The organism is Propionispora vibrioides (genome assembly GCF_900110485.1).
Taxonomy (GTDB): domain Bacteria; phylum Bacillota; class Negativicutes; order Propionisporales; family Propionisporaceae; genus Propionispora; species Propionispora vibrioides.
This window is the reverse complement of the sequence record NZ_FODY01000035.1, coordinates 1-13,288: the sequence shown is the minus strand read 5'-3', so window position 1 is coordinate 13,288 and position 13,288 is coordinate 1. Positions and strand designations below refer to the sequence as shown.

Genomic DNA, 13,288 nt, shown 5'->3' with positions numbered 1-13,288 from the left:
GAGATTGCGTAGTCACAGCCAAATACTACCGGCCGTGATGTTCGTTGCCCGCATATCAAAAAGAACCCGTGTTGAGGCTCACCTCAACACAGGTTCTTTCCTTATACAATACAAAATATCAAAACACTCCCGGCAGCAAGCTATGGCCAGTTGCATACACTATGAGGGGGGATGCACATGTTTCGCGAAGTAAATCCAAAATACCTTATACTGACCATGGCAATTATTACGCTGCTGGCTACGGAAGACCAGGACGGCGACGAACTGGAAACCATCGGCAACTATGTCGTCGCGATCGGCGGTGTCATCCTGGCTATCGCCTCACAGCGTCAGAGCCAATCCAACCTGAGCCAACCGCTCAACCTGGCCAACAACCAGCTCATCCAGCGAAACTTTGACGAACTGCGCGAACAGATTCGTCAATTAGCCCAGGAACGAAACATACCCTTGAAAGAAGGCGACACTACATAGCCTGCTTGCGCAGGAATACGGCCAATTCACGCACATCGGCCATAAGCGAAGCATAGTTGAATGGATTCAAGGATTGCGGTCCGTCGGACAAAGCCCGTTCCGGGTCCGGGTGCACCTCAATCATGAGTCCGTCGGCGCCGGCTGCCACAGCCGCCATGCTCATCGATTTAACCATATGCCATTTTCCGGTTCCATGACTGGGGTCAACAATAATCGGCAAATGACTTAACCGCTTGATGACGCCGATAGCGCCCAAATCCAGCGTATTGCGGGTGTAGGTTTCAAAGGTCCGGATGCCGCGCTCGCAAAATACCACATTGGGATTGCCTTCATTGACAATATATTCGGCGGCATGGAGCCATTCATCGTAAGTAGCCGCAAGGCCGCGTTTCAAAAGAACAGGCTTGCCGGAACGGCCTATTTCTTTTAATAAATGAAAGTTTTGCATATTGCGGGCACCTATTTGCAGCATATCGGCATACCGGCTAACCGTTTCAATGGCATGAATATTGGTCACTTCCGTAACAACTTTCAGCCCTGTAAGCGCCCGCGCCTCTGCTAAATACTCAAGACCTTCCTGTTCCAGTCCCTGGAAGGCATATGGCGATGTCCGGGGTTTATAGGCGCCACCCCGCAAGAACTGAGCGCCAGCAGCACGGACAATTTGGGCGGCTTCCAATAGCTGCTCCCGACTTTCCACGGCGCAGGGACCGGCCATAACCACCAGAGAACCGTCACCGATCTTCACACCGTCAACATCAACCACCGTCGGATCGGGATGAAACTCCCGGCTGACCAGCTTATAGCTCGAAGTAACCGGCAAGGCTTTGTCCACTCCCTCAAAGGCTTCTATCGGCAGTGACATGATCGCCTTCTTATCGCCAATAATGCCAATAATCGTACGGAATTCACCGTCGACCAAATGGGCCTGCAGCCCGGCTGCTTCGATCCGTTCAACAATATGCTGTATTTGTTCACGCGTTGCTTTAGAATTCATTACAATTACCATGCGCCTAATCTCCCCTTAATATAAATTATTTTGCACAAAATAAAAAGTTCTCATCCTCTAAAAGGACGAGAACTGTGCTCGCGGTACCACCTTTGTTACCTGCTGAAAGCAGATCACTTTGTCAAGTACGGGCCAGTTGCCGATACCTGCCTTCTTTGCTAACGGGGAAGGTTTCCGTCACCACCTACCATCCTGACTCAGGAATTCAGCGTGCAGCTCCAAGGCGAACTTCAGCATATACGGTGTACCAGGCTCTCATCTTACCCTGGCTCTCTGTAACCACTGCCATATACCTACTTTTCCTCTTCATAACTTTTCGAAATGAAATTATATATAATTTACCACATATTGCAACGATTTTCAAGCATTTTTTTGTATCTCTTTTACAATCGTTCACGATTAGTCATGGACTAGGGAACCACTGATTAAATGAACCTGTCGGGCTGGCGAGAGATTTTTTCGTTTGGCAAGAAAGTAAAACCGCAGGAATAGCGGCCCCTATTTCAAGGTTTTGCTGACGCAGCCAAGCGGAAAAAGCTCCGTCAGGACGTGCAGCGTGAATTAATCAGTGGTTCCCTAGGTTTCGTCTGATTTGCGCTACCTTGTTTACAATATCCGCCGCTCCGACAATTTCGGTCACCATGGCAATCATACGAGCCCCCCTGTGGCTGACCGACAACACATTGTCTTCCTTTATGCCACCGATAGCAACAAACGGCAGTTTACTCTGGTGAACGACATAATCCAAGTAGGCAAACCCTACTGCCGCACACACGTCGGTTTTGGTTTGGGTGGGGAAAATAGGCCCTACACCGATGTAATCAATGTCCAGCTTAGCCGCGGCATCGGCCTGTTCCGGCGAATGAGTGGACAAGCCGATCAGCATGTCGTTGCCTACCAGCTTCCGGACTTCCTGCGGCGGTAAGTCCTCCTGTCCGAGGTGAACTCCGTCGGCACCGGCGGCCAACGCTAAATCGACAAAATCGTTAACGATAAACGTAACCCCGGCCAGCCGGGTTCTTTCCCGGATATAGCGGCATTCCTCAAACATAGCTCCGGCCTTTTTATACTTTTCCCGGTATTGAATCACCTTAATTCCGGCGGCAATCAATAAGTCAACCACCTCTGTATTGGACCGCCCCAGTGAATATTCGGCCGCCGTTAATCCATAAATACCGCCGGCCAAAAAATTCTCCATTTTACTTCTCATCATCACCATCTCCCTTTACCCGTTCGACTGCATACTGCACAATTAAATCTGCCTGTTTGGCAGCCGCTATCGTAACACAGGGCGCCATTGGCGGCAATGCCTCGCCGATACCGGAAACCAAATCTCCCACCAGATAAAAGGTATCTTTGAGCCGGTGAACCCGTATCCGGTCACTGTCGCCCCAGCCGGCCAAACCCGAGGCCGCTACCATAAACTTTCCGCTGGCGAGATACGCCTCAACCAACAGCTTTTTATAATCCGCCCGATCAAGGGCTTCGACAATGACCTCGCAATCCTTGAATATAGCAGCCACATTATGTTGTTCGATCCGTACAGGCAGCATTGTCAATTCCAGGTCGGGAGAAATAGCCAGCAGGTTATCCCGCAAAGCCTCTACTTTGCTTTTCCCGATCTGATGCTGAAAATAAAACTGCCTGTTGAGATTCTTGCATTCTACTTGATCAAAATCTACGACTGTTAAACGGCTAAACCCGCTCCTGACAAGCATAGCCGCACAATTAGAGCCAAGACCGCCGGCTCCGGCAATTCCAATCCGCATGGTTTTCATATATTGCAGCAATGCCGGTCCCACATAAGCGGTAAGCGCCTCATCTAACCTGTTCATCCTCCACTCCTCACAATAACTGCCAGTCTTTATATAACGGTTGGTATCCCTTCTGGTACAGCATGGCCGCCACCTGGGCCACCGTCCGCTCATCGGAAATCTCAAACTGTCCTGTTTCGTCTTTATCGGTCCGTCCGCCCACAGCGGTGCAGGAACCTGCCGACATTTTCGTCACCCCCAGGCCTACCAGATGGTCACGGAGCACAGCGCTCTCCCGCGTGGAAAGAGTCAGCCCGCCATGCGGCATAAACAACCGGTAAGCCAGTATGTACTGAACCAGGTTCTTATCGGTAACCAGCGCCTTGGGCGGATAACCGCCGGCATGGGGGCGCATACGGGGTGGTGAAATGCTGATCTCGGTTGCGGGGTACCGGGCTTGCAAATAATCGGCATGCACACCGGTCAGAAAGGCTTCCCGCCGCCATTCATTAAGCCCCAGCAGCGCACCGATATTGACCGAACGCAAGCCGGCGGCGCAGGCCCGTTCCGGTGCGTCCAAACGAAACCGGAAGTTCCGTTTGGGTCCTGCCGGATGAAGTTCTGCGTAAAGCAGGGGGGCATATACCTCCTGATAAAGCGTAACACCATCCACGCCAACTGCGGCCAACTGTTCGTATTCCTCACAAGTCAGGGCGTAGATTTCCATGCTGATGGAAGAAAAATAGTCTTTCAATACTTTCACGCAATCCGCAATATAGGTTACCGGCGATTCTTTAGTGCAATCACCCGTCAAAATAATAATGTGCTTCAAGCCGGTCCGGGCAATGGCTTCGGCCTCTGTCGCCACCTCGTTCAACGAAAGCTTTTTCCGGTGCAAAATATTCTTCGTATTAAATCCACAGTATAAGCACTGATTGGTACAATAATTGGACAAGTACAGCGGCGTATACAAAAGCATGGTTTTGCCAAAATGCTGGATGGTCAGCCTGCTGGCTTTTTGCGCCATGCTTTCCAAAAATCCTTCCGCCTGGGGCGACAACAGGGTGAGATAATCCAGGACCTGCAACCGCTCCTTATGCAGCACCTGCTCCACATCGGCTGCCGTGAGCCGCGAAAAATATCCGTCAAAATCAAAGCAGTCATACCGTTTCAGTTCCCCATAAAAACTCATAGGCTCCCCTCCTGAACAAAGCTTGGGCTAAATGATGCTAATCAAACTACTCCTGTAAAAACCCGGTCAGCGGCGAAGAAGCGGCCCCTTCACGGCGGATAGCGCCAGGTCGGGCCAAATACCCCTTACGACCCGCTTCCACGGCCTGCCTGAACGCACTGCCCATCAAAACAGGCTCTCCGGCGGTGGCAATGGCAGTATTAACAAGAACGGCAGCCGCTCCCAGTTCCATGGCCTCGGCTGCTTCCGAGGGACGCCCCAGTCCGGCATCGACAATCACAGGCACCGGTATCTCTTCGATCAAAATCCTGATTAGTTCCTTCGTCTTTAAGCCGCGGTTGCTGCCGATAGGTGCTCCTAAAGGCATTACTGCCGCCGCCCCGGCCTCAACCATCCGTTTGGCGGCCGCTAAATCGGGCGACATGTAGGGCAGGACGATAAAGCCCTCAGCCGCTAAAGTCTCTATCGCCTTGATGGTTTCATAATTGTCCGGCAGCAAATACCGGTTATCGGCAATCACTTCCACCTTGATCCAGTTTCCATAGCCGGCGGCCTGCGCCAGACGGGCAATGCGAACAGCCTCGGCGGCATTTCTCGCACCGGAAGTATTGGGCATGATGATACAGTCCTGAGGAATATAGGACGCCACATTTTCTTCCGGATATTGCAGATCGATCCGCCGTAAGGCGACAGTCACCACCTGCGCACCGCAGGCAGCGACCACCTCAGGAATAACAGCATTGGCTGAAAACTTTCCTGTTCCCAAAAATAACCGGCTTTGTAATGATTGTCCGCTGATTTCCAATACATCCTTCATCGGTCAGCCTCCCCCCACAAAAGTAATAATTTCCATTTTGTCATTTTCCTGCATAATTAGCGACGGCCAGCCATCTGCTGCGACAATGGCCCCATTGAATTCAATAACAATCGTGGCCGGATTCAACTGATGGCTTTCTATAAAGTCACTGATCGTCATTGGCACAGTAAGAACAAGCGGTTTTCCATTAACTGTAATCTTCAACCTATTCACCTCCCGGAATGATGTGCAAACTGCCCCGGACAGAATATGTTGCCGACAACGCAGGCAGGCATAAACAAAAAACGCGCTACCGGAACGATAGCGCGTCATGCATAACCAATTCATACACTTCCTACGCGGGCATTATCCCGATCAGGTTTAGAGGTAAGGTGCTTACTAGTCCACTCTCAGCCCATAACATGAGCTCCCTCGGCAATTTTATGAAATTATAATTTGATTGTAACCCCTTCGCCCCCTGCCGTCAATAACGGGACCAAAATAATTGTGCCAAAATATAATTAAATATGGTATTCAACTTCCAGCGTCTGCCGGGACGGCAGGAAACGGACTTCCCGGAACTTGCCGAAGGAAAGCCACTTATTCACCACAGCACCGGACGGACCGCTTGCAGCGGCGTATTCCTGCCGAAATAAGGCCAGATCTTCGGCCGACGCTACCCGAACATAAAAGCCCTGCGGATTGAGGACAGGCACCCCGCTATAGGTATATTCCGCCAACGACACCAGCGTCTGCAGCTTGGCATTGCGCACCTTAGCGGCCAAGCCGCCGCTGGCATCCACCAAATCAAAGTCCTGCGGATATTCATAGCTGTCTCCTGTAATCGGCAGCACATCGCCCACATGGAAGTTATGGGCTTTACGCGGCAAACGTTCCAGCCGGTTTTCCGAGAGAATATAATAGTATTCATCAAAGCAGCCGACGATCAATTCCTTATCCTGTTTTACCAATGAGCTTCCTGCCTTAAGGCCCTCCACCAAACCGGATACAATTCCGCCGCCGCATATCTCGTAGCCGTCAACCAGCACAAACCGCCCGGTGACCGGATTGTTCCGGAATTCGTCAAAACAGATTTCCCGCTTCGTCCGGATAATCACTTCCGCCACATCGTTGGTATTCACCTGACCGGCGTCTCCCGTAGCTGCCAGCGTTGTAGCATCAACTACTTTGGTAATGGAATATATCTCGCACTCCACCTCCTGGGTGACTAGCTTCAGCTTATATTCCTGTCCTTTTTGCAAAGGCCTTTTGCCCATCCAGAAAATATTGGCCTTAAAAGTATTGGCAATAAGCGGAATATCCTCCTTATGAACAATCATTTCACCGCGCTGGTTAAAAAACTCATCTTCCACAGTGATCCCTACCGACATGCCGGCCTGGGAATGCTTGGTCTTATCCCGCTCCGCCCAGTACTCGATGGTTTTGATCCGGGTCGTTTTACGGCCGGGAACGACAACGATTTCATCGCCTTCCCGCAAGGTTCCCGCTTCAATCCGCCCGGCAATGATGCGCCGGTGATCAAACTTGTAAACATCCTGTATGGGGAACCGCAGCGCTTTGTCTTCCAGTCCGCGATCCTTTTCAAACAAATCCAGGGCAGTCAACAGTGGCTCCCCCTTGTACCAGGGCATTTTTTCCGAATGCAGCGTAATATTCTCACCCCAAAACGCCGATACGGGAATGTATTTCAAGGGATATACCTGAAGGTTACCCAAAAATTCATGCATTTCCTTTTTTATCTGATTATAAATGGCTTCCGAATAGCCGATCAAGTCCATTTTATTGATCAGCACATATACTTTCTGAATGCCCAGCAGGGACAGAATATAGCCATGACGCTTTGATTGCTCCTGAATGCCTTCATTAGCGTCTACAATCAGCAAGGCCGCTTCAGCGTTGGCTGCGCCGGAAATCATATTCTTTAAGAATTCCTTATGCCCCGGTGCATCAATAATGACATAATCCCGCTGTTCGGTATGAAATTGCAATTGCGTGGTATCTATGGTAATGCCCTGCTTTTGCTCTTCTTCAAAGGCATCCAGCAAATAGGCGTATTCAAAGGGCTTCCCCTTTTCCTGAGAAATCCGCTTCACCCGTTCAATCGCGCCTTCAGGCAGAGATTTGGTATCATACAGCAACCGGCCAATGACGGTTGATTTTCCATGATCGACATGTCCCACTACGACGATGTTCAATGATTCTCTGGCAACTACCATCGTTTTCTCTCCTTTACATATAACCGTCTTTGCGCAGCTTCTGCATGGCGTAGGAATCTTCCTGATCCTGCGCCCGACCAGCCCGCTCGCTCACCGTAGTGTGCTTCAGTTCTTCAATAATTTGCGCCACCGTCACTGCCTGGGAATCAATCTGTCCGGTACAGGGAGCACAGCCCAAACTGCGGTAGCGCTTGCCGTTTCTGGCAAAATACAAATCGACCAACGGGATATTCTCCCGTTCAATATAGGCCCAAATATCAATTTCATTCCAGTGGAGAATCGGATGCACCCGGATATGATTTCCTTTGGGGAAATCGGTTTTAAACTGATCCCATAATTCGGGAGCCTGGTTGGTATAATCCCATTCCGAATCCTTATTTCGTTCGCTGAACACTCTTTCTTTGGACCGGGACCCTTCTTCATCCCGGCGAATGCCCAGAATCAGCCCTTCAAAGCCATACTGGGTCACAACCTGCTGCAGTCCGTCAGTTTTTAAAGCCTTGCAGCAAACCAGCCGTCCTTTATCCGGCCCCATACCAGCCCGCAGCGCCTCCTCGTTCGTGTGCACAATCAAATCCAACTGATATTCTTTGGCTATCCGGTCACGATAGGCAATCATCTCCGGTATTTTATAGGTTGTATCTACGTGAATAAACGGGAAAGGCGAATGACCAAAAAAAGCTTTTTTCGCCAGCCACAATAACACGGTCGAATCTTTGCCGATGGACCACAACATGCCCAATTTGCCAAACTTTTTATAGGCTTCCCGCAAAATATAAATGCTCTGTGCCTCTAAACTATCCAAATGATCCATAACTGCCTCCTTAATACGCATTTGCCTTATGTTTATCAATGGTGATCACCGTTTCCGTACCATCCGGGCCTACCATAACCCAATGGAGATAATTCTTTTCCCGTCTGGTGTAAAGGTAACCGCCGCGGCCGCCGATATCCGCCCCCAAGTAAAATTGAATGGCGGCAACCGGACATTCCTTGACGCAGGAAGTACAGCCCCAGCAATCCTGAGGATAGCGGATTTCGCTTTTCCCTTGTTCATCAGCATACAGCAAGCTGCCCGGACACACCTGACGGCAACCGCCGCAGCCGATACAGTTATCTTTATTGATCCGTATGCTCATAGATCTCATCCTTCTCGACAATATTCCGCAGCACAATGCGCACTTTGCCTGCTTCCTGGCGGGAATTCACATATTTCAGCCAGTGTTCGTCATCCTGGCAGGGATAATCGGCGTTTTCCTGAAAAGCGCGCCAGCGTGTCTCCTGCCGTGCCGCCAAATGAGCAATCAGTGTTTTGCATACATACAGACGGTCAAGCAGTTCATAGATATGCATTAGTTGATGCATATCGCCGGCACTGAGCTGCCTGGCCAGGACCAGCAGCTCTTCCATACGACCTTGGGCCACCTGCAGTTTTTTTCGGTTATATACGTATCCCACCGTGATCCCGCCGGCATATTCATCCATGGTTTTCTGCATGGCTTCTTCCAGTTGTTCCGTTTGATATAAGCCGACCGATTGAGTTAAGAAAGCAAGAATTTTTTCCTGTTCTCCGTCAATCTCCGCCAGATCGGCGACAGGGGACGGTTTGTCCTGAATATCCTCCAGGACGGCTAAAGCGGCGATTTCGGCTTCCGCCAGACAACCTGTCACATATTTTTGCGGACTGCCGCCGGCCACATCGCCGGCAGCGTACAATCCCGGCAGCGTTGTCCGGCGCCGCGTATCCACCCAATAACCGCTGCCAGTGTGTCCACCGACAATATAAGGCTCCGTCCCCTCAATCTCCACATGCTCCACGGCCGGCCCCCGGCCGCTCTCCTGCCAGCGCAGCGTTTGCGAAGGCGCCATATTTAAATAAGCTTTATACAACTCCTGCTCCTGTTCGGCAGTAATACCCGCCGTTTTCAGATAGCAGGGACCCCGGCCCTGTTGATTTTCCTGCACGGTCGAATACAGCCTGAGCGATGTGTTGGGAACGCCGTACTGCTTTTCATATTCCTCACCCCGGCTGTTGATTTGCGGCGCCCAAACGCCTTGGGCAATTGTCCCGGTGGGTGCAATGGTATCTTTACAGCGCAGCGCAATAAAGCGCATCTCAAAGGTGGTCATCTCCGCGCCCTTGCGAATCCCCATCGCGTAGCCGGCTCCCGTATTAAACGGAGAGTACCACATCTTGTGGCGGGAAAAACCGGGATTATTGGGTCTGTATAACCCGGCAGCGCCGCCGGTGGTACAGATGACTGCCTTGGCGTAAACAGCATAGAAAACAGGCTCGGTAATCGAAAACCCGTACGCTCCGGTGACCACACCATTGTCCACGATATAATCGGTTACACAAAACTGGTTTAAAACAGTAACGCCAGGCGATGCCGCCACGGCCTCGGCCAGCAGCACCTTGATATTTTCGCCGTTGATCTTAATGTTGCGGTTGCCGCGGGCCATATATTTTCCGTCCCGGTCTTTCAGAATGACCAGGCCCAGTTTCTCCAGCTTTGCCGTAACAGCGTTGAGCCGCTTGGACATGGAGTATACCAGGTCCTCCCTGATGACTTTAGCCGCATCCTGCCTGACATAGGCAAGATAACTTTCCGGACTTTGTCCTTCCACAATATAAGCATTCAGGGCATTGACGCCGGCCGCCAGACAGCCGCTGCGCTTAATATGGGCCTTTTCGGCAATCAGCACGTTGACATCCGACCGCTCGGCCATGGTCAATGCGGCAAAACAACCTGCCGTCCCGCCGCCAACGATCAGCACATCGGTATGCAACACCTTGGTTTCCAATTTCATGAGTTTGTTCCTTTCTATTTGCGATCATTAAGCCCTGTTTAGTCCCCATCTTTGACGGACATTGTTTTCCAAGCGGCCGAAAATCAGTTTGTCGACGGCAACGCCTAAAATAATAATGACCAGCATAACCGCCATTACCTGGCTGATATCGGCCAAATCCCGTCCAACCATCAACACCTGGCCCAGTCCCTTGGTAGCCGACATCATCTCACCAGCCATCAGTGCCCGCCAGGCGAATGACCAGCCTTGTTTCAAACCGGAAATCAGACTGGGCAGACTGGCCGGAATAGTTACATACCTGTAGATGGTAAATCCCTTGGCGCCCATGGTTTTAGCGGCTCTCAAATAGAGCGGGTTGATGTTCTTCATGCCTGATTCGATAGACATGGCAACAGCAAAGGTAGAACCTATGGCTATGACAAAAATAATGGCGCTTTCGTTAAGTCCATACCACAAAATAGCAAACGGCAACCAGCAAATACTTGGCAGCGTTTGCATACCTAAAATAAGAGGGCTAAGATTCTCATCCAGATACTTAAACCGGACCACCAGCAGACCGATTACAATTCCCAGCGCCATGGACAGCAAATAGCCGATAAAAATGCGCTTGGCGCTGGCCAGCACGGCAATCCCCAGGCTATTGTCGTCAATCAGGCCGGCCAGCGTTTTCAGAACATCCACCGGCGAAGGGAAAATATAAGGTTTCCAAACGTGTAATATATCTACGCCCAGCTTATAAGCCGATTCCCATATTGCTATCAGAATCAGGTAAAATAGTATCTTTTTTAATATTCCAATCACTGTCGAATTCAGCTTTGGCAACCTTCTCCACCTCCTCTTTGAGTTCCCGGAGAATATCTGTCACAAAGTAGGAAACATCCAGACTTTCCGGCAGCCGCGGCCGGGCCAGCTGAATGTGGAATTCTTTTTTTACCCGGCCCGGATTAGCCGACATGACCACTACCCGGTCGGCGAGCACTACAGCTTCTTCCACATTATGCGTAACAAACAGAATGGTTTTTTTCGTCTCCCACCAGATACGCTGCAGTTCGGCCTGCAGAATATTCTTGGTCTGGCTGTCCAGAGCGGCAAAGGGTTCATCCATTAACAGCACTTTCGAGTCGAGCGTTAAGGCCCTGGCCAGGGCTACCCGCTGCTTCATACCGCCTGATAATTCATGGACAAAACAATCCTGAAACCTGGTGAGGTGCACCATTTTCAAATATTTGACCGCCGTTTCGCGCCGTACCTGCTTCGGCACACCGGCCAGTTTCATCCCGAATTCCACATTGTCAATGACCCGCAGCCAGGGGAACAGTGCCGCTTCCTGAAACATGACGGCCCGGTCGGGACCGGCACCCTGGATTTCCTTATCCTGCAACAGCACGTTTCCCGCCGTTGCCGCTTCCAGCCCGGCGATAATATTAAGCAAGGTCGATTTACCGCAGCCTGACGGTCCCAACAGGCAGATAAACTCGCCTTCTTTGAACTCCAGATTAATATCGTCTAACGTATGAACGGTCTTATGATCCGTAACAAACTGTTTGCTGATATGGTTAATGACAACACTCACTGTTTCACCTCTTCCCACTGTCTTAGAAGGAACCACTGATTTATTCACACTGCACAGCCTGGCAGACTCATTAAGTCAGCGGTCCCCCTGGTGATTATTCCTCTACTGTCGGCAGCCCTTTTTCTTTTAACACTTTATTCAGGATGGTAAAGTTAAACAAATTTTTCAAATCCGGTTCTTCCTTGACAAAACCGGCCGCCGCGGAAAGTTTGCTAAACCCGACGACCGACTCTTTCTGAGGATCGTAGGTTACGGTTAAGCGCTTAAACGAATCGGCCAACAGGTCTTTGCCCAGCGGTTTCTGCGTAATCGCTTTAATCTGGTCATTCAGCGTTTCCTGGGCCTGAGCCGGATTTTCATTAATATACGACGTCAATTCCACATGGGTCCGCAGGAACTTTTCCACCAAATCAGGATGTTCCTTGATGAAGGAAGTCCTGGCAATGACTACGGCCGTAGTATACTTGCCATTTCGCCAAACTTGTTTTTCATCCAGCACCAGATTGGCCTTTACTTCTTTAATCAGGCGGGTGCCCCAGGGTTCAGGCACCAGTGCCGCATCAACTGCGCCCTGATCCAGCAGCGTTTTAATATCCGGATTGTCGGCTTGACGAATCTCAACTGTTCCGCCTTTGGTGGTGTCCTGCAAGCCATTTTCCAAAAGAATATTGCGCAAAGATAAGTCCTGGGTATTACCAAATTGCGGCACCGCAATTTTTTTGCCGCTAAGCTCTTTTAAATCTTTAATAATCAGTCCGCTGCGTGAAACCAGCACGGAACCGGCATCTGTTGCTCCGGCGATAATTTGCAAATCTCCCTTGGATTTAACATAGCCGGTAATGGCAGGTCCTGGTCCGATATAACCGATATCCACTTCACCGGCAAATAAGGCTTCAATCTCCGAAGGGCCGGCATTAAATATTTTCCATTCCACCTGATTGCCTTCACCCAAGGCTTTCTCAAAACGGCCCTCGCCTTTGCCAACCAGCCCCTGTGAATGGGTGATATTAGGAAATAAAGCAATCCGGACTTTAACATTCTTGCTTTCTGAGGCTTGCTGCGAGGAGCAGCCTGCCAAACCAAGCACCATGCCGGCTAAGACTCCCGCGATGATTCCCACTTTTGCAAACTTCATGTTTTATCCTCCCTCGTATAATAAGTTTTGCAGGATGGAATTTAGGTGCTCCTGCTTCACCAGCCAATCAATCGGCTTGAAAATGCCCATGATACAATTGACTAAAGTCAATCAGGTAAAAGTTCTTTTTCCTCCTGTTGAACCGAAAGGTTGCTTCATAAAAAGTCTGTTCCCCTGAACCGGAAGTTAGCTTCAAACCGATGGCTGTTTGTTGGAGATGCGGCTTGCCTCTTAGCAGTGGAGGTTCGCAACAAGCTGCCTCCAAGTGGATTCTAATATGCGAGGGTGTTGATGCTCCGGTATCGTGGGT

At 50.4% G+C, this 13,288-nt stretch carries 15 protein-coding genes, 1 riboswitch and 1 other annotated feature; of the genes, 1 reads left to right on the top strand and 14 read right to left on the bottom strand.

Going from position 1 to position 13,288, the window contains the following annotated elements; genetic code table 11:
* Positions 1–171 precede the first annotated feature (171 nt).
* Positions 172–471 (top strand): hypothetical protein, encoded by a 300-nt coding sequence (locus BMW43_RS19220; protein WP_143050669.1) that lies wholly within the window; start codon positions 172–174, stop codon positions 469–471.
* Here BMW43_RS19220 and aroF read toward each other — a convergent pair.
* The 14 genes from aroF to BMW43_RS21410 form a co-directional block, all read right to left on the bottom strand.
* Positions 464–1,480, bottom strand: a complete 1,017-nt coding sequence (aroF, locus tag BMW43_RS19215; RefSeq protein ID WP_091751674.1) for a 3-deoxy-7-phosphoheptulonate synthase — start codon at positions 1,478–1,480, stop codon at positions 464–466. The two genes, BMW43_RS19220 and aroF, sit on opposite strands and share 8 nt — an antisense overlap.
* 58 nt (positions 1,481–1,538) lie before the next feature.
* Positions 1,539–1,799 (bottom strand) — a binding site (T-box leader).
* Between the two features lie 246 nt (positions 1,800–2,045).
* Positions 2,046–2,693, bottom strand: coding sequence for a thiamine phosphate synthase (thiE, locus tag BMW43_RS19210; RefSeq protein WP_245732628.1), 648 nt, complete (start codon positions 2,691–2,693; stop codon positions 2,046–2,048).
* Complete coding sequence (gene thiF / locus BMW43_RS19205) at positions 2,680–3,315, bottom strand: sulfur carrier protein ThiS adenylyltransferase ThiF (RefSeq protein WP_091751671.1); 636 nt, start codon at positions 3,313–3,315, stop codon at positions 2,680–2,682. The genes thiE and thiF overlap by 14 nt, the downstream gene beginning before the upstream one ends.
* Before the next feature lie 10 nt (positions 3,316–3,325).
* A complete protein-coding gene (thiH, locus tag BMW43_RS19200) occupies positions 3,326–4,426 on the bottom strand; it encodes a 2-iminoacetate synthase ThiH (protein ID WP_091751667.1) in 1,101 nt (366 codons plus the stop codon).
* 46 nt (positions 4,427–4,472) lie between these two features.
* Positions 4,473–5,243, bottom strand: coding sequence for a thiazole synthase (locus BMW43_RS19195; protein ID WP_091751664.1), 771 nt, complete (start codon positions 5,241–5,243; stop codon positions 4,473–4,475).
* Positions 5,244–5,246: 3 nt separating this feature from the next.
* On the bottom strand, positions 5,247–5,447 hold the full coding sequence (thiS, locus tag BMW43_RS21285) for a sulfur carrier protein ThiS (RefSeq protein WP_177173689.1): 201 nt from the start codon (positions 5,445–5,447) through the stop codon (positions 5,247–5,249).
* A 109-nt stretch (positions 5,448–5,556) separates the two neighbouring features.
* Positions 5,557–5,666: riboswitch (TPP riboswitch) on the bottom strand.
* A 77-nt stretch (positions 5,667–5,743) separates the two neighbouring features.
* On the bottom strand, positions 5,744–7,459 hold the full coding sequence (locus BMW43_RS19185) for a sulfate adenylyltransferase subunit 1 (protein WP_091751658.1): 1,716 nt from the start codon (positions 7,457–7,459) through the stop codon (positions 5,744–5,746).
* Positions 7,460–7,472: 13 nt separating this feature from the next.
* Positions 7,473–8,273 carry a sulfate adenylyltransferase subunit CysD gene (gene cysD / locus BMW43_RS19180; protein WP_091751655.1) on the bottom strand — a complete coding sequence of 267 codons (801 nt, stop codon included), beginning with the start codon at positions 8,271–8,273 and terminating at the stop codon, positions 7,473–7,475.
* A 10-nt stretch (positions 8,274–8,283) separates the two neighbouring features.
* Complete coding sequence (locus BMW43_RS19175) at positions 8,284–8,598, bottom strand: 4Fe-4S dicluster domain-containing protein (protein WP_091751653.1); 315 nt, start codon at positions 8,596–8,598, stop codon at positions 8,284–8,286.
* Positions 8,579–10,270 (bottom strand): adenylyl-sulfate reductase subunit alpha, encoded by a 1,692-nt coding sequence (locus tag BMW43_RS19170; protein WP_091751650.1) that lies wholly within the window; start codon positions 10,268–10,270, stop codon positions 8,579–8,581. Before BMW43_RS19170 ends, BMW43_RS19175 begins: the two co-directional genes overlap by 20 nt.
* A gap of 27 nt (positions 10,271–10,297) precedes the next feature.
* Positions 10,298–11,092: an ABC transporter permease gene (locus tag BMW43_RS19165; protein WP_177173688.1), complete on the bottom strand. Its 795-nt coding sequence runs from the start codon at positions 11,090–11,092 to the stop codon at positions 10,298–10,300.
* Positions 11,004–11,843, bottom strand: coding sequence for an ABC transporter ATP-binding protein (locus tag BMW43_RS19160; protein ID WP_091751647.1), 840 nt, complete (start codon positions 11,841–11,843; stop codon positions 11,004–11,006). Before BMW43_RS19160 ends, BMW43_RS19165 begins: the two co-directional genes overlap by 89 nt.
* A gap of 94 nt (positions 11,844–11,937) precedes the next feature.
* Complete coding sequence (locus BMW43_RS19155; RefSeq protein WP_091751644.1) at positions 11,938–12,978, bottom strand: aliphatic sulfonate ABC transporter substrate-binding protein; 1,041 nt, start codon at positions 12,976–12,978, stop codon at positions 11,938–11,940.
* Positions 12,979–13,045: 67 nt separating this feature from the next.
* Positions 13,046–13,288, bottom strand: a 243-nt coding sequence (locus BMW43_RS21410; protein WP_218140732.1) for a hypothetical protein, incomplete at its 5' end; no start/stop codon positions are given.